This is a genomic window from Agromyces sp. CCNWLW203, from assembly GCF_036576125.1.
In the GTDB taxonomy this organism is placed as follows: Bacteria; Actinomycetota; Actinomycetes; order Actinomycetales; family Microbacteriaceae; genus Agromyces.
This window is the reverse complement of sequence record NZ_JAZHYX010000001.1, coordinates 1,047,969-1,064,920: the sequence shown is the minus strand read 5'-3', so window position 1 is coordinate 1,064,920 and position 16,952 is coordinate 1,047,969. Positions and strand designations below refer to the sequence as shown.

General features: G+C 66.3%; 16 protein-coding genes, 2 tRNA genes and 1 pseudogene. 12 read left to right on the top strand and 7 right to left on the bottom strand.

The features are described from left to right. Position 1: 1 nt before the first annotated feature. From yidC to rpmH, 4 genes and pseudogenes are all read right to left on the bottom strand, one after another. Positions 2-961, bottom strand: a complete 960-nt coding sequence (gene yidC, locus VPH61_RS04890; RefSeq protein ID WP_332062379.1) for a membrane protein insertase YidC — start codon at positions 959-961, stop codon at positions 2-4. Positions 962-1,105: 144 nt separating this feature from the next. Next, a pseudogene (yidD, locus tag VPH61_RS04885) lies at positions 1,106-1,396 on the bottom strand (membrane protein insertion efficiency factor YidD); the annotation flags it as partial. Between the two features lies 1 nt (position 1,397). After that, complete coding sequence (gene rnpA, locus VPH61_RS04880) at positions 1,398-1,769, bottom strand: ribonuclease P protein component (protein WP_056007093.1); 372 nt, start codon at positions 1,767-1,769, stop codon at positions 1,398-1,400. A 7-nt stretch (positions 1,770-1,776) separates the two neighbouring features. After that, positions 1,777-1,914: a 50S ribosomal protein L34 gene (gene rpmH, locus VPH61_RS04875; RefSeq protein WP_022892375.1), complete on the bottom strand. Its 138-nt coding sequence runs from the start codon at positions 1,912-1,914 to the stop codon at positions 1,777-1,779. A gap of 429 nt (positions 1,915-2,343) precedes the next feature. On the opposite strand from rpmH, the gene dnaA reads away from it, so the two are divergent. The 9 genes from dnaA to VPH61_RS04830 all read left to right on the top strand — a co-directional run bounded on the left by dnaA (position 2,344) and on the right by VPH61_RS04830 (position 12,641). Continuing rightward, positions 2,344-3,765: a chromosomal replication initiator protein DnaA gene (gene dnaA / locus VPH61_RS04870; RefSeq protein ID WP_332062378.1), complete on the top strand. Its 1,422-nt coding sequence runs from the start codon at positions 2,344-2,346 to the stop codon at positions 3,763-3,765. A gap of 485 nt (positions 3,766-4,250) precedes the next feature. Further along, a complete protein-coding gene (dnaN, locus tag VPH61_RS04865) occupies positions 4,251-5,399 on the top strand; it encodes a DNA polymerase III subunit beta (RefSeq protein ID WP_332062377.1) in 1,149 nt (382 codons plus the stop codon). Positions 5,400-5,530: 131 nt separating this feature from the next. Continuing rightward, entirely contained in the window at positions 5,531-6,766 is a 1,236-nt protein-coding gene (recF, locus tag VPH61_RS04860; protein WP_332062376.1) for a DNA replication/repair protein RecF, read from the top strand. Continuing rightward, positions 6,759-7,241, top strand: a complete 483-nt coding sequence (locus tag VPH61_RS04855) for a DUF721 domain-containing protein (RefSeq protein WP_332062375.1) — start codon at positions 6,759-6,761, stop codon at positions 7,239-7,241. The genes recF and VPH61_RS04855 overlap by 8 nt, the downstream gene beginning before the upstream one ends. Before the next feature lie 122 nt (positions 7,242-7,363). After that, positions 7,364-9,382, top strand: coding sequence for a DNA topoisomerase (ATP-hydrolyzing) subunit B (gyrB, locus tag VPH61_RS04850; protein WP_332062374.1), 2,019 nt, complete (start codon positions 7,364-7,366; stop codon positions 9,380-9,382). A 4-nt stretch (positions 9,383-9,386) separates the two neighbouring features. Next, positions 9,387-11,972: a DNA gyrase subunit A gene (gene gyrA, locus VPH61_RS04845; protein ID WP_442879059.1), complete on the top strand. Its 2,586-nt coding sequence runs from the start codon at positions 9,387-9,389 to the stop codon at positions 11,970-11,972. 6 nt (positions 11,973-11,978) lie between these two features. Next, positions 11,979-12,383 (top strand): DUF3566 domain-containing protein, encoded by a 405-nt coding sequence (locus tag VPH61_RS04840; protein ID WP_332062373.1) that lies wholly within the window; start codon positions 11,979-11,981, stop codon positions 12,381-12,383. 65 nt (positions 12,384-12,448) lie between these two features. Continuing rightward, positions 12,449-12,522: transfer RNA gene (locus VPH61_RS04835), tRNA-Ile, on the top strand. Positions 12,523-12,568: 46 nt separating this feature from the next. Further along, positions 12,569-12,641, top strand: a tRNA-Ala gene (locus VPH61_RS04830). An 18-nt stretch (positions 12,642-12,659) separates the two neighbouring features. Here VPH61_RS04830 and VPH61_RS04825 read toward each other — a convergent pair. Next, positions 12,660-13,058: a DUF1801 domain-containing protein gene (locus VPH61_RS04825; RefSeq protein ID WP_332062372.1), complete on the bottom strand. Its 399-nt coding sequence runs from the start codon at positions 13,056-13,058 to the stop codon at positions 12,660-12,662. A gap of 80 nt (positions 13,059-13,138) precedes the next feature. Here VPH61_RS04825 and VPH61_RS04820 point away from each other — a divergent pair, with 80 nt between their 5' ends. Beyond that, entirely contained in the window at positions 13,139-13,588 is a 450-nt protein-coding gene (locus VPH61_RS04820) for an NUDIX hydrolase (protein WP_332062371.1), read from the top strand. Positions 13,589-13,785: 197 nt separating this feature from the next. Here the strand turns inward: VPH61_RS04820 and VPH61_RS04815 are convergent, their stop codons facing one another. Continuing rightward, the gene (locus VPH61_RS04815) at positions 13,786-14,031 is read right to left on the bottom strand and encodes a hypothetical protein (RefSeq protein ID WP_332062370.1); all 246 of its coding nucleotides are present in this window, start codon (positions 14,029-14,031) and stop codon (positions 13,786-13,788) included. A 634-nt stretch (positions 14,032-14,665) separates the two neighbouring features. After that, entirely contained in the window at positions 14,666-15,184 is a 519-nt protein-coding gene (locus VPH61_RS04810) for a DNA helicase (protein WP_332062369.1), read from the bottom strand. Between the two features lie 119 nt (positions 15,185-15,303). Between VPH61_RS04810 and VPH61_RS04805 the strand changes: the two genes are divergently transcribed. Then, positions 15,304-15,843: a peptidylprolyl isomerase gene (locus VPH61_RS04805; RefSeq protein WP_332062368.1), complete on the top strand. Its 540-nt coding sequence runs from the start codon at positions 15,304-15,306 to the stop codon at positions 15,841-15,843. A 193-nt stretch (positions 15,844-16,036) separates the two neighbouring features. Continuing rightward, positions 16,037-16,702: a rhomboid family intramembrane serine protease gene (locus VPH61_RS04800; protein ID WP_332062367.1), complete on the top strand. Its 666-nt coding sequence runs from the start codon at positions 16,037-16,039 to the stop codon at positions 16,700-16,702. The last annotated feature ends 250 nt before the right edge of the window (positions 16,703-16,952 follow it).

Genomic DNA, 16,952 nt, shown 5'->3' with positions numbered 1-16,952 from the left:
GTTACTTCCCCTGCTTCTTCGCGCGAGCCTTGCTCACGGGCTGCTGGCGCTGGGTCTTCTTCGCCTCAGTCGCTTCGATCTCGGTCTGCGTCTTCTCTTCGACGACGAGCTTGCCCTTTCGGGCGAGGCGCTCCTCGCGTGCCTTCGCGGCCTCACTGCCGGGCGTCGGCATGTTGCGGATGACCACGAACTGCTGACCCATGGTCCAGAAGTTCGAGACGAGCCAGTAGAACATGACGCCGATCGGGAAGGCGACACCCGAGAACGCGAAGACGAGGGGGAGCAGGTACAACATGATCCGCTGCTGACGGAACATCGGGCTCGCCTTGGTCTCAGGCGACATGTTCTTCGAGACGATCTGCAGCTGCGTGATGAACTGCGACGCCGTCATCAGCACGATCATGACCGACGCGACGACCATCACCTGCCACGGCTGGAAGTTGTTGTTCCAGGCGTTGATGAAGGTCTCGTTGAGCGGCGCCCCGAGGAACTCGGCATTCGAGAACGACCCGGCCAGCTCCGGCGTCAGCACGCCGACGCCGCCGCGCGCGGAGTGGATCGACGCGTCGTTGAGCACCGAGAAGAGGCCGAAGAAGATCGGCATCTGCAGGAGGAGCGGGAGGCACGAGGAGAGCGGGTTGGTGCCGGTCTTCTTGTAGAGCTCCATCGTCTCGCGCGACATGGCCTCGCGGGAGAACTGATCCTTCTTGCCCTTGTACTTGTCCTGGATCTTCTTGAGCTGCGGCGCCACCTCGAGCATGCGGCGCTGGCTCTTGATCTGCCTGACGAAGATCGGGATGAGCGCGGCGCGCACGACGATCACGAGACCGACGATCGACAGCACCCAGGTGACGCCGGCATTGGGGTCGAGTCCCACGAATGTCCACAGGGAGTGGAACGCGACGAGGATCAGCTCGATGACCCATTTGATGGGCCAGAGGATGATGCTGATGATGTCCATTGAGCTGGATCAGTCCTTCCGGGACAGGGTGGGGGAGAAGAGTGCGAGCTCCGCGTCGTCGCGGAGAGGTGCGGCGGAAGCATGGGAGTGGTCGTGAGGTGTCGCGTCGAGCGAAGCGGATGCCGCGGGGCCGGCCCACCCGGCGGGGATGACCCACCCGAACCGGGTGACGCGATACCTGGAGTGCTTCGCGGCGCGGACGTCGTCGATGCCGCCGGCCGTCCAGGGGTTGCACCTGAGGATGCGCCATGCCGTGAGGGCCGACCCGATGACGAGGCCGCGCTGCTGCACCGAGCCCAGGCCGTAGGCCGAGCATGACGGGTAGTACCGGCAGACGTCGCCGTACAACGGCGAAATCGCGGCACGATAGCCGCGAATAAGGAGGACCCCGGCGTTGCGGGGGATGAGCGCGGCGAACAGGACGGCGTTCTTCACGCTATTCGCCCTTCTCCTGCGCTGCTGCGGCCGACGATCGTGCGCGCCGACGTTGGAGTGCGCCGAGTACTTCGGCACGGATCTCGTTCCAGTCGGCGAGGGACGCCGACGGCAGTGCTCGCACGACGACGTCGACATCGGAGATGCCGTCGCCGAGTGCCTCGTGGCAGACGGCCTTGAGCCGTCGGCGCACGAGATTGCGACGGACGGCGCCGCCGACCTTCTTCGAGACGATGAAGCCGAAGCGTGCGTCGGTGCCCGACTCCCGTGAGCGCACATAGCTCACGGTGTGGGCACCGGCGACCTTCGCCCCACGGCGCACGATGACTCGGTAGTCGTCGGCGCTCGTGATGCGATTGGCTTTGGCGAGCACCGAAGAACTACGCGGAGAGTTCGGTGCGACCCTTGCCGCGGCGTGCCGACAGGATGGCACGGCCGGCGCGGGTGCGCATGCGAAGGCGGAAGCCGTGCTTCTTGGCGCGACGACGGTTGTTCGGCTGGAAGGTACGCTTGCTCATTCTTCTTCTCCGGCGTTCGGATCTCCTCGCCGAATTCGCTGGTTGCGTGGTGGCGGGAAAACTGGGTGCCCTTGACGGGCTGGGGTCAACTGATTAAAACTACGGCCTCGACGGCTCGGGGTCAAACCGAACCGAGTCCGAAACGGCCGCAGTTCAAAAGAGACAGTATCGCCCGAACCTCGGGATCGCCTGTGGAACGACACACCCGAGCTATCGAATCCCCCAATCGGCATTTGTCGGGAGCGCCTTCCTCGGATAGCGTTTGACACCAGTTATCCCCAGCTTGGTGCGCGGATTCTCGGGCTTCTTCCGAAATCTCCCCACAGGCCGTGGACAACGCAGAGAACACGCGCCTCGCGCCGCTTGCTCCGTCGATCGGGGGATCGATGAGCGGCTAGAACGACGGCTACCGAATGATTGCGGGGAACGATGACAGAACAGCCCATCACGGATACGTGGGCGACGATCCTCGATCGGCTGTCAGACGACGACGCGATCACTCCGATGCTCCAGGGGTTCCTGAACCTGGTCGAACCCAAGGGCATCGCGGCGGGCACCTTCTATCTCGAGGTCCCGAACGACTTCACCGCGAGCATGCTCAACCAGCGCATGCGGGTGTCGTTGCTGTCGGCCATGAGCGTGGTCGAGGCTCCGTCGCCGGTGACCTCCTTCTACGTCGTCGTCAATCCCGAACTCGAAGAGGCACGCGCGGCCGAACCGCAGTCGCCGTTCGTCGACGAGATGCTCGACCCGGTCGAGACGCCGGCGTCGCCGCAGTCGGTCTTCGAGAACACGAGTCCCGTCGCATCGCGTGACACCCGATTGAACCCGAAGTACGCCTTCGAGAGCTTCGTCATCGGCCAGTCCAACCGGTTCGCCCATGCCGCGGCGGTCGCGGTGGCCGAGGCGCCGGCGAAGGCGTACAACCCGCTCTTCATCTACGGCGACTCGGGCCTCGGCAAGACCCACCTGCTGCACGCCATCGGCCACTACGCGATGAGCCTGTATCCAGGCATCCGGGTGCGCTACGTGAGTTCCGAGGAGTTCACGAACGACTTCATCAACTCGATCGCCAACAACCGCGGCTCGCTCTTCCAGCAGCGGTACCGCAACATCGACATCCTGCTGATCGACGACATCCAGTTCCTGCAGGGCAAGGCGGAGACGCAGGAGGCGTTCTTCCACACCTTCAACACCCTGCACGATCACAACAAGCAGGTCGTGATCACGAGCGATGTGCCGCCGAAGCACCTCACGGGCTTCGAGGACCGCATGCGTAGCCGCTTCGAGTGGGGCCTCATCACCGATGTCCAGGCCCCCGACCTCGAGACGCGCATCGCGATCCTCCGCAAGAAGGCGCAGTCAGAGCGGCTCCAGGTGCCCGACGACATCCTCGAATACATGGCGTCGAAGGTGTCGTCGAACATCCGCGAGCTCGAGGGCACTCTCATCAGGGTCACGGCGTTCGCGAGCCTCAACCGCACGCCGGTCGACATGCCGCTCGTGCAGACGGTGCTGAAAGACCTCATCACGGATGACTCGGACAACGTCGTCTCGCCGGTCGACATCATCACGGCGACGGCCGACTACTTCAAGCTGACGGTCGACGACCTCTACGGTTCGAGCCGATCCCAGGCCGTGGCCACCGCGCGTCAGATCGCGATGTACCTCTGCCGCGAACTCACGAGTCTCTCGCTGCCGAAGATCGGGCAGCTCTTCGGCAACCGCGACCACACCACTGTCATGTACGCGAACAAGAAGATCTCGGAACTCATGAAGGAGCGCCGCTCCATCTACAACCAGGTCACCGAGCTCACCGCACGCATCAAGCAGGTCAGCCGCTACCGCTGAGTTCGACGCGTGGTCGGTCGAGTCGTCCCCTCGACCGACCATCGGCGCGCCCGAAAACGTCGCGAACCACGGTCTGCACGCCCTCTGCAGGCCTCTGCCGACCGATTCCCACAGTTGTGGAGAACCTGTGGATTGTTAACGAGCAACCGCCCAGCGCCTGTTGAGACAGCCCGCTCGCCTGTGCAGAACGGTGTCATGCGTTCGGCATCGGAGGGCGGCATCCGCTCATGAACCCACACACTGTGCACAGATCGGATGCCTCGCGATCAGCGCCGTTCCGCGGGTCTCCGAACACCATCCACAGTTTCCACAGCGGTTAACACTGTTAAGAGTTAAGGGTTTAAGTGGGGATTCCCACAACCTTGTGGATCGGCGCACGTCGAACGAAGGTCTTCGTCGCCCGGTTCGTGCTCGATTCGCCCGCGACTGAACGATCTCTGCGGATAGCATGGGAGCCACCCAGCGACATCCACGACGGGAGTACCGTGAAGTTCCAGGTCAACCGCGACGTCTTCAGTGAGGCCGTTTCCTTCGCCGTCAAGCTGCTGCCTCAGCGCACCACGCTGCCGATCCTGTCGGGCGTGCTGATCCAGGCGAACGCCGACGGCCTCGTGCTCTCCTCGTTCGACTACGAGGTCTCATCGCAGACCGAGATCCAGGCCGACGTCGAAGAGACCGGCACAGTGCTCGTCTCCGGCCGTCTCCTCGCCGAGATCGCCGGCCGTCTGCCGAACGCACCCGTGCGTGTAGCGACCGAAGAGAGTCGCATCTCCGTGAGCTGCGGCTCAGCGAGCTTCACGCTGCTGTCGATGCCGGTCGAGGAGTACCCCTCCATTCCCGAGATCGGCGAGCAGTCGGGCGTCGTTCCCGCCGAGGAGTTCGCCGCAGCGGTCGCGCAGGTCGCGGTCGCCGCCTCGCGCGACGACGTCACGCCCGTCATCACTGGCGTGCAGCTCGAGGTGCGCGAGAACAACCTCAGCCTCGTCGCCACCGACCGCTACCGCGTCGCCGTGCGCGAACTCGACTGGGACGGCGGCTCCGTCGCGAGCGAGGAGTCGGTCACGGCGCTCGTGCCCGCGCGCACCCTGCAGGAGGTCGGCAAGACGTTCGGCCACTCCGGCACCATCTCCGTCTCGATCACGAGCCGCGACGACCGCGAACTCATCGCGTTCAGCGCCGAGAAGAAGACGGTCACGTCGCTCCTCATCAAGGGCAACTTCCCGCCCGTGCGCCGCCTCTTCCCCGAGACGGTCGACAACTACGCGGTGGTCAACACGGCCGAGCTCATCGAGGCGACCCGTCGTGTCGCCCTCGTGCTCGAGCGCGAGGCCGCCCTCCGCTACAGCTTCACGACCGACGGCTTGACCCTCGAGGCGATCGGCAGCGAGCAGGCCCAGGCCTCCGAGACGATCGACGCGATCCTCACGGGCGACGACACGGTCGTCTCGCTGAAGCCGCAGTTCCTGCTCGACGGTCTCGGCGCGGTGCACTCGGAGTTCGTGCGCGTCTCGTTCACGAAGACCGAGAATCCCAACAAGCCGGGCCCCGTGCTCATCACGAGCCAGTCGTCGCGCGAGCAGGCCGGCGCCGACAGCTACCGCTACCTGCTGCAGCCGAACCTGCTGCTGCGCTGACGTCGGTCGAACCTGCGGGTTGAGGAGGCCGCCAGCGGAGGTCGGCCGTCGGCGGTGCGGGGTAGCGTGGTCAATTGCGAATCCGTCGGCTCCGGGGCATCCGGATGCCTCGTTGCTGAAGGGAGCCCAGCGTGCACGTCGCCCGGCTCTCACTGACCGACTACCGCAACTACGAGCGCGCCGAGCTCGAACTCGGCCCGGGCGCGACCGTGCTGGTCGGCCGCAACGGCCAGGGCAAGACCAACCTCGTCGAGGCGATCGGCTACCTCGCCACCCTCGGCTCGCACCGCGTCTCGGGCGACCAGGCGCTGATCAGGGCCGGCGCCGATGCGGCCATCGTGCGGGCGCTGCTCTCGCACGGCGATCGCGAGCTGCTCGTCGAACTGCAACTGAACCGGCAGGGCGCGAATCGCGCCCAACTGAACCGCTCGCCCGTGAAGACTCGCGAGCTGCCGCGCTATGCGCACAGCGTGCTTTTCGCCCCTGAAGACCTCGCGATCGTGCGCGGCGAGCCCTCGGTTCGCCGGCGCGTACTCGACGAACTGCTCATCCAGCGCACACCCCGCCTCTCCGGTGTCATGGCCGACTACGAGCGCGTGCTCAAGCAGCGCAACTCGCTGCTGAAGAGCGCGCGCGCCCGCGGGCTCGCGGTCGAGAAGCTGACGACGCTCGACATCTGGGACGAGCGGCTCGTCGCATTCGGATCCGAGCTCATCGATCAGCGACTCGCGCTCGTCGACGAGCTCCGCGAACCGCTCGCCGCCGCCTACCGGGCGATCGTCGACGCCGATCACGGGCCGGGCATGACTCCGCTGCTTTCGATCGACGGTGCAGACCCCGATGCGGATGCAGACCAGGTGATCGGCGCCACGGCGTCGACAGTCGACACCCGCGGGCGGTTCGCCGAGGCGCTGCGCATGCTGCGCCCGAAAGAGCTCGAGCGCGGGGTCACGCTGGTGGGCCCGCACCGAGACGACGTCGTGCTGTTGCTGAACGGCCTGCCCGCCAAGGGCTACGCGAGCCATGGCGAGTCGTGGTCGTTCGCGCTCGCGCTGCGTCTCGCCTCGGCCGAACTCCTGCGCCGCGACTCGATGACGGGCGACCCCGTGCTCGTGCTCGATGACGTCTTCGCCGAGCTCGACCGCCTGCGGCGCGAGCGGCTCGCCCACGCGATCGCCGGCTTCGAGCAGGTGCTCGTCACGGCGGCCGTGCTCGAAGACGTCCCGGCTCCGCTGACCGCGCGCGTCGTGCACATCGCGGCCGGCCGCATCGTCGACGCCGAGCCGAGCCGCGAGGCTGCTGCCGAACCCACCGACCCACCCGACCCTTCATCGGCGACGACCGAGAGCGAGGCCGCCGATGTCTGAGGCCTCCCGCGTCTACCAGCACTTCCGCGAGATCTTCGGTGGAGAGCCGCGCACGCGCACCGGCCGGCCGGGAAAGGTGCGCACCCGCGAGGCATCCGGCAGCGAACCGTTCAGCCCGGGCCGCGACCCGAAGCCGCTCGGCGACACGATCGACTCGCTGAGCGCGCAGCTCGGCTGGAGTGGTCCGTTGTCGCAGCACGACGTGCTCGCATCGTGGGCCGAAATCGCCGGTGAAGAGACTGCGCGGCACACCGAGCCCATCGCGATCGAGGGCGGGGTGCTGCAGGTGCGATGCGAGTCGACCGCGTGGGCGACGCAGCTCCGCATGATGCGCACGCAACTGGTCACCGAGATCACCACGAGATTCCCCGGGGCCGGCGTCGACACGATCCGCTTTCAGGGCCCGGATGCCCCCACCTGGAAAAAGGGTCCCAGATCGGTTCCAGGGCGTGGTCCGCGCGATACCTACGGCTAGGCAGGCAAATTCGGTCACTGGGAATGTGAAAACGCCCCAGACGGCGCTTCGAGGCCCCCGACGACCCTCGATTTGATAGGATCGAGAGTCGCCAGAATGACGGTCAGGAGCCCGATTCACACATGACAGCGGAACCGACGAAGCCCCAGCAGTCACCGGCTTACGGTGCTGATGAGATCCAGGTACTCGAGGGGCTCGAAGCGGTTCGCAAGCGGCCGGGTATGTACATCGGCTCGACGGGCCCACGAGGCCTGCATCATCTCGTCTCCGAGATCGTCGACAACTCCGTCGATGAAGCGCTTGCGGGCCATGCCACCACCATCGACGTGACGATCCTGCCCGACGGCGGTGTGCGCGTGATCGACGACGGTCGCGGCATTCCTGTCGACATCCACAAGACCGAGGGCCGCTCGACGGTCGAGGTCGTGCTCACCGTGCTGCACGCCGGCGGCAAGTTCGGCGGCGGCGGGTATGCGGTTTCGGGCGGGCTGCACGGCGTCGGGTCATCCGTCGTCAACGCGCTCTCGACCAGGCTCGACGTCGAGGTGCGCCGTCAGGGCCACGTGTGGCGTCAGTCGTTCAGCGTCGGCGTGCCCGACGCGCCCCTCTCGAAAGACGAGGCGAGCGACGAGACCGGCACGACGATCACGTTCTGGCCGAGCCCCGACATCTTCGAGACCGTCGAGTTCGACTACGAGACGCTCCGCAGCCGTTTCCAGCAGATGGCCTTCCTCAACAAGGGCCTGCGCATCACCCTGACCGATGAGCGCAGCGGGCACGTCGAGATCGATCCCATCGACACGGCCGAGAGCGAAGCGGATGCCGCGGCTCCCGGCCAGCGCACCGACACCTTCCTCTACGAGCGCGGCCTCGTCGACTACGTCGAGTACCTCAATCGCTCGAAGAAGTCCGACCTCGTCAACGAGGAGATCATCTCCTTCGAGTCCGAAGACACCGACCGCAAGATCGCGCTCGAGGTCGCGATGCAGTGGACGACGTCGTACACCGAGTCGGTGCACACCTACGCGAACACGATCAACACGCACGAGGGCGGCACGCATGAAGAGGGCTTCCGTGCGGCGCTGACGACCCTCGTCAACAAGTACGCCCGCGAGAAGGGCATCATCAAGGAGAAGGACGACAACCTCTCCGGTGACGACGTGCGAGAGGGGCTCACCGCGGTCATCTCGGTGAAGCTCTCCGAGCCGCAGTTCGAGGGCCAGACGAAGACCAAGCTCGGCAACACCGAGGCGAAGTCGTTCGTGCAGAAGGTCACCTCCGACCAGCTCGGCGACTGGTTCGAGCGCAATCCCACGGTCGCACGCGACATCATCCGCAAGGCGATCCAGGCCGCCACCGCCCGCATCGCCGCCCGCAAGGCGCGTGAGGCGACCCGGCGCAAGGGCCTGCTCGAGTCGGGCGGCATGCCCGGCAAGCTCAAGGACTGCTCGTCGAAAGACCCCTCGGTCTCCGAGATCTTCATCGTCGAGGGCGACTCGGCCGGTGGCTCCGCCGTGCAGGGTCGCAACCCCGAGACGCAGGCCATCCTGCCGCTCCGCGGCAAGATCCTGAACGTCGAGAAGGCCCGGCTCGACCGCGCACTCGCGAACAACGAGGTGCAGGCGATGATCACGGCGTTCGGTGCCGGCATCGGCGAAGACTTCAACACCGAGAAGGCGCGCTACCACAAGATCGTGCTCATGGCCGATGCCGACGTCGACGGCCAGCACATCACGACCCTGCTGCTGACGCTCCTCTTCCGCTACATGCGCCCGCTCATCGAGCTCGGCTACGTGTACCTCGCGCAGCCGCCGCTGTACCGCCTGAAGTGGACCAACTCCGACCACGAGTACGTCTACTCCGACAAGGAGCGCGACGCGCTGCTCACCGCCGGCGTCGCCGCCGGCAAGCGCATCCCGAAAGACAACGGCGTGCAGCGCTACAAGGGTCTCGGCGAGATGAACCACCAAGAGCTGTGGGAGACCACGATGAACCCCGAGACCCGCACGCTGCTGCAGGTCACCATGGACGACGCGGCCGCCGCCGACGAGATCTTCTCCACCCTGATGGGCGAAGACGTCGAGAGCCGCCGCAACTTCATCCAGAAGAACGCGAAGGACGTGCGTTTCCTTGACATCTGATGTGATCAACCCCGGCGGAGACGACATCGTCGAGGGCCCCGGCATCCACGGCAAGATCGACCAGGTCGACCTGCAGCTCGAGATGCAGCGCTCGTACCTCGACTACGCGATGAGCGTCATCGTCGGGCGTGCGCTGCCCGACGTGCGCGACGGCCTGAAGCCCGTGCACCGCCGCGTCATCTACGCGATGTACGACGGCGGCTACCGCCCCGACCGCGCGTTCTCGAAGTGCGCCCGCGTCGTCGGCGACGTCATGGGCCAGTTCCACCCGCACGGCGACACGGCGATCTACGACGCCCTCGTGCGCCTCGTGCAGCCGTGGAGCCTGCGCTACCCGCTCGCACTCGGCCAGGGCAACTTCGGCTCGCCCGGCAACGACGGCGCGGCCGCCCCTCGATACACGGAGACCAAGATGGCTCCGCTCGCGCTCGAGATGGTGCGCGACATCGAGAAGGAGACCGTCGACTTCCAAGACAACTACGACGGTCGCACGCAGGAGCCGGCGATCCTGCCGGCTCGGTTCCCGAACCTGCTCGTCAACGGCTCGGTCGGCATCGCCGTCGGCATGGCGACGAACATCCCGCCGCACAACCTGCGCGAAGTGGCCTCCGGCGCCCAGTGGTACCTCGAGCACCCCGAAGCTTCGCGCGAGGAGCTGCAGGAGGCGCTGATCCAGCGCATCAAGGGGCCCGACTTCCCGACCGGCGCGCAGATCCTCGGCGTCAAGGGCATCAACGACGCGTACCGCACGGGGCGCGGCTCGATCACGATGCGTGCCGTCGTCTCGGTCGAGGAGCTGCAGGGGCGCACCTGCCTCGTCATCACCGAGCTGCCGTACCAGGTCAACCCCGACAACCTCGCGATCAAGATCGCCGACCTCGTGAAGGACGGCAAGGTCGGCGGCATCGCCGACATCCGCGACGAGACCTCCGGCCGCACCGGCCAGCGCCTCGTGATCGTGCTGAAGCGCGACGCGGTCGCGAAGGTCGTGCTGAACAACCTGTACAAGCACACGCAGTTGCAAGACAACTTCGGTGCGAACATGCTCGCGATCGTCGACGGCATTCCGCGAACCCTCTCGATCGATGGATTCATCGCCCACTGGGTCGACCACCAGATCGAAGTGATCGTGCGCCGCACGCAGTTCCTGCTGCGCGAGGCCGAGGCGCGCATGCACATCCTGCGCGCGTACCTCAAGGCGCTCGACGCGCTCGACGAGGTGATCGCGCTCATCCGCGCGTCGGCCACGGTCGACGTCGCACGAGACGGCCTCAAGGACCTCCTCGACATCGACGACCTTCAGGCCGACGCGATCCTCGCGATGCAGCTGCGACGTCTCGCCGCGCTCGAGCGCCAGAAGATCAACGAGGAGGCCGAAGAGCTCGCCGAGAAGATCGCCGACTACGAGTCGATCCTCGCCTCGCCCGAGCGTCAGCGCACTATCGTCTCCGAAGAGCTCGCCGAGATCGTCGCGAAGTACGGCGACGAGCGACGCACGCACATCATGCCGGGCTACGACGGCGACATGTCGGTCGAAGACCTCATCCCCGAAGAGGAGATGGTGGTCACGGTCACGCGAGGCGGCTACGTCAAGCGCACGCGCAGCGACAACTACCGTTCGCAGCACCGTGGCGGCAAGGGCGTCAAGGGCGCGCAGCTGCGCGCAGACGACGTCGTCGAGCACTTCTTCGTCACGACGACGCATCACTGGCTGCTGTTCTTCACGAACATGGGCCGCGTCTACCGGGCGAAGGCGTACGAGATCCAGGAGGCCGGCCGCGACGCGAAGGGCCAGCACGTCGCGAACCTGCTCGAGATGCAGCCCGACGAGCAGATTGCCGAGATCCTCGACATCCGCGACTACAGCGTGGCCCAGTACCTCGTGCTGGCCACGCGCGAGGGCCTCGTCAAGAAGACGGAGCTGACGGCCTACGACACCAACCGCTCGCGCGGCGTCATCGCGATCAACCTGCGCGAGGGCGACGAACTCGTCTCGGCGATGCTCGCAGACGAGCACGATGAGATCCTCCTCGTCTCGAAGAAGGGCATGTCCCTGCGCTTCGAGGCGACCGATGAGGCGCTCCGGCCCATGGGTCGCTCGACCTCGGGCGTGAAGGGCATGTCGTTCCGCGCGGGCGATCAGTTGCTCGAGGCATCCGTGGTTTCCGCATCCCTCACCGATGGTGCGGACGACGACGACGTCGAGGCGAACGCGGGCGACGACGAGGCCCGATACGTCTTCGTCGTCACCGAGGGCGGGTACGCCAAGCGCACCGCCGTGGGCCAGTACCGCCTGCAGAACCGCGGCGGTCTCGGCATCAAGGTGGCCAAGCTGAGTGAGGATCGAGGCGACCTCGCCGGAGCTCTCATCGTCGGTCACGACGACGAGGTGCTTGTGGTTCTTGCCAGTGGCAAGGTGGTACGCTCTGACGTCGCCGAGGTTCCCGCCAAAGGCAGGGACACGATGGGCGTCGTGTTCGCGAAGTTCGCGAACGACGACAGGATCATCGCCATCGCGAAGAATTCCGAACGGAATCTCGTGGAGGAGGCCGCCGAGTCCGAAGCGGCCGAGCCCGCGCGAGAGGAGTAACCCTACATGAGTAGCGTCGCAGAGAAGCTGGCCCGCAAGTCGAACCGCAAGACCCCTGCCAAGCAGGTGCGCCTTCGGCTCGTCTACATCGACTTCTGGTCGGCGGTGAAGCTGTCGTTCCTCGTCGCCGTGTGCCTCGCGGTCGTCAGCATCGTCGCCACGTTCCTCATCTACACGGTGTTGAACTCGACCGGCATCTTCGGCAAGGTCAACGAACTCGTGCAAGACGTGGCAGGAGCCGGCGGCGACCTGACGTCGATCCTCTCGCTCGGCAACGTCATGGGCTTCGCGGTCGTCGCGGCGCTTCTGAACCTCGTCGTCACGACCGCGCTCGGCGCCATCGTCGCGGTGCTCTACAACCTCAGCGTCAAGATCACGGGCGGCATCCTCGTCGGATTCACGAACAACTGACGCGATTCTCGGCCCGATTCGGAGATTCCTGCCACGTCCGGTAGTCTTTCCTCTGGCCGAAATTCGGGGATATAGCTCAGGCGGTTAGAGCGCTTCGCTGATAACGAAGAGGTCCGAGGTTCAAGTCCTCGTATCCCCACAGTGACAATTCCATATGAAGTAAACGGATGCCGCGGCATCCGCTCGGGGCCTTAGCTCAGTTGGTAGAGCGCCTGCTTTGCAAGCAGGATGTCAGGAGTTCGAATCTCCTAGGCTCCACAGTTTCCCTTCACCTCGTCAGATTCGCAGCCATCGCTCGATCAAGGCGACGATCGACTCCCGCTGCACGTCGACGTCGTCGAGCGGCAGCGTGATCACCCCGCGATCAGCCGCGGCCCAGCGCACGAGCCCGGTGTCATCGTCGAAGCTGAAGCCGTCGGCGTCGACGACCTGCACCCCGCGGTGCATGACGATGCGCACCTTGCCCCGAGGGTCGATGCCGATGGTGACGCGGTCGGTGCCGTCGAGTGCGTAGTTCGGGCCGTTCCACTTGATGTTCTCGATGGTGCCGCCTGGCGCCGCCGCCCGGATTCCGTTGCGGAGGCGTGCGAGCGGCTCCGCCTGCTCGGGCGGGAGACCGTCGAGGAAGCGATCGACTTCGGGCGATGCCGCGATCATGTCGGATGCATCGGTCATCGTGTGCCGCTCCGTTCACTCGGTGCCTCGACCCTAGCCGCGCCGGGCTCGCGCGTCGATGCCACCGCTACAGTGTGCTGATGGACATCCGCATCGCTGCGTACGGGGTCATCGTTCGCGATGGCCGGATTCTGCTCTCCCATTGGAACGAGCACGGCCGCTCCGGATGGACCTTGCCCGGCGGCGGCATCGAGGGTGCCGAGCACCCGGTCGCGGCTGCGCGCCGGGAGATTCTCGAGGAGACGGGGTACGAGGCATCCGTCGACCGGCTGCTCGGTATCGACACCATGGTCGTGCCGACGTCGAAGCGCCACACGGGCGCTGCGCCGCTCTACGCGATGCGCGTCGTCTATCGGGCCAGCGTGATCGGCGGCGAGCTGCGCAACGAGGTCGACGGATCGAGCGACGAGGCCCGCTGGTTCGACCTCGAGGAGGTGCCGAGCCTGAAGCGCGTGAGCCTGCTCGACATCGCCCTGCGACTGAACGCGGCCGAGCCGGCCGATGGCGTGCCGCCGTCGGCGCGAGCGTAGGATCCGGTTCGAGGCTCGCTGCGCGCTGCGCGGTGCACCCGCGGCCGTGTCGCCGACGTTCCGGCTACGTGGCCGAACCGTTCGCGACACGGCCGCGGGTGGCCGAGCTCCCCGCTGGCCGGCTGCAGCGCTGATGCTGCGACGCCGACCCGCGGGGGCCTGGCTGAGGTGGTGCTGTCGATGGTGTGCATGGTGGCTCAGATCAGCGGCTGTGCCATCAGGGTGATGCGGCGGAACTCATCGGCCTGCAGGCGTGCTGCGGCCTGTTCGTTCCAGCGGCGCTCGGCGGTGGCCGAGTGCGTGCGCTGCGCGTCGCGACGACGGCTCCACGCGAGGAGCGCATGGGCGGCACGGCGTGCGATGCGGTCGCTGAGCTGTCGTGCGTCAGCGGTGACGGCCTGTACCTGAACGGTACGGCCGGCGGTCATGGTGCTCGTATTCACGGTGATTCCTTCTGGTGTGTTGTGCGATGGGTGGTGCGGGTGTTGCTGGGTGGTGCGGGTGATGCAGCGGCCGATCCGATCGATATCGAGCGGGAACGAACCGACGTGACTCCGGATGTCGCAGCGCGGGCGCCGAAGGAACGGCGGGCGTGGTCGCATCCGGGCGTGGTGGCGCGCGAGCACTCATGACGAGTGCGAGGCGCGCCTCCGCGGGCGGGGCGTGAGCCGTGGCATCCGCTCGTCTCGCAAGACGGCCGGCGACGAGGTCGCTGAACGGATGAGCGGCACGAGCCGCAGGGTCACGCCCGAGGGGCGGAGGTGACGATCAGGCGCGAACGCGCGTGACGTCGAGGCGAACTGCTAGCAGGCCCGAGACGCGAGGAGGACTCCCGTGTAGGCCGCAGTAAATGCTGGCGTGAAGATGTGCTTCATCATGGGTATCAACTCCTCTGCTGGATTGCGTGTTCGACAACGGTTTCTGACATTAGCGGGATTCTCACGTCGACCGCAAGGTGAATTCACAGATTGCTCGAGATTCAGGGTCAGCACTGACCGGCACCGACCGGAAGCGCCCGGAGACGACGATGGCCCCGCCTGGAAACAGGCGGGGCCATCGGGGAGTCGTGCGGACGGGTCAGGCCGTCGTCGACGCTCCAGGCGTCGGCTCGTCGTCGGCGACCCAGAGTTCGTCGTCGGCGCGGAACGTCTGCCAGACGGCGTAGGCGACGCCCGCGGCGGCGACGATGCCGGCGCCGATCGCGAGGTAGGTGCCGAAGCCCGGGCCGTTCTTCTGTTTGACGACCTCGGCCGCGCGCGGCGAGACGCGCTCGATGGCGCGGCGCACTCGAGCGTCGTTGGCGATGTCGCCGATCGAGAGCACGGAACCGAGCGCGTTGCCGACCGTGCGCTCCACGGTGTCACCGGCGACGCGGGCGACGGATCCGGCCCGTTGGACGTTGGGACGCACATAACTCTCGTACCCGGTGCGAACGCGAGGCACGACCTCTTCGCGCGTGAGGTGGCCGAGTTGACGGCTGGCCTCGCGTGCGACGGCGTTGGCGTGCTCGAGCACGTGCTGCTGGTTCTCCCAGAGTTCCCCAGCGTTGCTCTGCAGTCGCTTGAGTTCCTTCCGGCGCTTGCGTGACAGGCTCATGTCGACCTCCATCGATGTGCAGCGAACCACTCCATCTTGCCACCGAAACGGCTGGAAGCGAGGTGGGAGTCCGAATACGGCATGCGGCTTGACGAATCCACCCGTGACAGAATATGAGGATGCCGATTCCTACTGCAGTCGCGACGCTCAACACCAACCACGGACCGATCAAGGTCGACCTCTACGGCGACCACGCCCCGAAGACGGTCAAGAACTTCGTCGGCCTCGCCACGGGCGAGATCGAATGGACCCACCCCGCCACCGGCGAGAAGTCCACCGCGCCCCTTTACAACGGCGTCATCTTCCACCGCATCATCCCCGGCTTCATGATCCAGGGCGGCGACCCCCTCGGTCAGGGCGTCGGCGGCCCCGGCTACCAGTTCGACGACGAGATCAACTCGGAGCTCGACTTCACCGAGCCCTACGTGCTCGCCATGGCCAACGCCGGCATCCAGATGGGCCGCGGCACCAACGGTTCGCAGTTCTTCATCACCACCGGCCCCACGACGTGGCTGCAGGGCAAGCACTCGATCTTCGGCAAGGTGAACGACGAGGCGAGCCGCGCTGTCGTCGACCGTCTCGGCGCCGTCGCCACCGACGGTCGTGACAAGCCCCTCGAAGACGTCGTCATCGAGAGCATCACCGTCGAGCAGGTCTGACCCGCGGGTGAGCGGCTCGGGGCCTGATCGGGCGAACTTCTGTTACCGGCATCCCGATCGGCAGAGCTATATCCTCTGCCAGCGGTGCGGGCGCACGATCTGCCCCGAGTGCCAGACTCAGGCTCCGGTCGGGGTCATCTGCCCCGAGTGCATGCGTGAGCAGCGCGCGAGCGCGCCGCGAACGAAGCCGGCCGTGCTGACGCGCATGCGCTCGGCGGCCGGTCGCGGTGCCCCGGTGGTCACGTATGCCCTCATCGGCATCTCGGTGGCGGTGTACCTCCTGCAGATGATTCCGGGCCTCGGGGTCACCGGTGCGATCCGGTACGCGGGCTTCTATTCGCACCCCGGCGCGCTTGAGCCGTGGCGCATGGTGACGTCGGTGTTCGCGCACGGGAGCATCCTGCACCTGCTGCTGAACATGTACACCCTGTGGATCTTCGGGCAACTGCTCGAGGGGCTGCTCGGCCGGTGGCGCTACCTCTCGCTCTACCTCCTGGCGGGCTTCGCCGGGTCGGTGGGCGTGCTCTGGCTCGCCCCGCCGAACGTGCCGGTCGTCGGGGCATCCGGCGCCATCTTCGGTCTCATGGGCGCGTTCCTCGTCATCCAACGCCGAATGGGCGGTCAGGCGACGCAACTGTTCGTGCTGCTCGGCATCAACCTCGTGATCGGGTTCATCCCCGGCATGAACGTGGCCTGGCAGGCGCACCTCGGCGGTCTCGCCGCCGGTGCGCTCATCGGCTTCATCCTCGTCGAGACCCGCAAGCGGTCGCAGCAGCGCCTGCAGATGTGGCTGCTCATCGCCGTGGGTGCGGTGCTCGTGCTGCTGAGCCTGCGCTATCTCTTCTTCCCGATCGTCTGACGCGCGTGAGTCGCCGACGCGGTGGATCGCCTGACACCATTCGAAGTTATCCACAGCCCTCTCCACAGCTGGGGAGAGTTACACCCGTGTAATTGTCGTCATTACGGGGGACACGAGGCCTCGGAGTTCTCCACACCCCGTGGAGAACTCTGCATCGAAGCGGCAGGTAGACCGCTCACGATCGTGCGGAACAGCGACAACGACAGAGGGGCGGATGCCGCAGCATCCGCCCCTCTTCTGCGCGTGTGTG

What these genes read in the sequence shown, in the direction of transcription:
- yidC (WP_332062379.1), bottom strand. Translation starts at nt 961, where the DNA reads ATGGACATCATCAGCATCATCCTCTGGCCCATCAAATGGGTCATCGAG.
- rpmH (WP_022892375.1), bottom strand. Translation starts at nt 1,914, where the DNA reads ATGAGCAAGCGTACCTTCCAGCCGAACAACCGTCGTCGCGCCAAGAAG.
- dnaA (WP_332062378.1), top strand. Translation starts at nt 2,344, where the DNA reads ATGACAGAACAGCCCATCACGGATACGTGGGCGACGATCCTCGATCGG.
- VPH61_RS04855 (WP_332062375.1), top strand. Translation starts at nt 6,759, where the DNA reads ATGTCTGAGGCCTCCCGCGTCTACCAGCACTTCCGCGAGATCTTCGGT.
- gyrB (WP_332062374.1), top strand. Translation starts at nt 7,364, where the DNA reads ATGACAGCGGAACCGACGAAGCCCCAGCAGTCACCGGCTTACGGTGCT.
- VPH61_RS04840 (WP_332062373.1), top strand. Translation starts at nt 11,979, where the DNA reads ATGAGTAGCGTCGCAGAGAAGCTGGCCCGCAAGTCGAACCGCAAGACC.
- VPH61_RS04825 (WP_332062372.1), bottom strand. Translation starts at nt 13,058, where the DNA reads ATGACCGATGCATCCGACATGATCGCGGCATCGCCCGAAGTCGATCGC.
- VPH61_RS04820 (WP_332062371.1), top strand. Translation starts at nt 13,139, where the DNA reads ATGGACATCCGCATCGCTGCGTACGGGGTCATCGTTCGCGATGGCCGG.
- VPH61_RS04810 (WP_332062369.1), bottom strand. Translation starts at nt 15,184, where the DNA reads ATGAGCCTGTCACGCAAGCGCCGGAAGGAACTCAAGCGACTGCAGAGC.
- VPH61_RS04805 (WP_332062368.1), top strand. Translation starts at nt 15,304, where the DNA reads ATGCCGATTCCTACTGCAGTCGCGACGCTCAACACCAACCACGGACCG.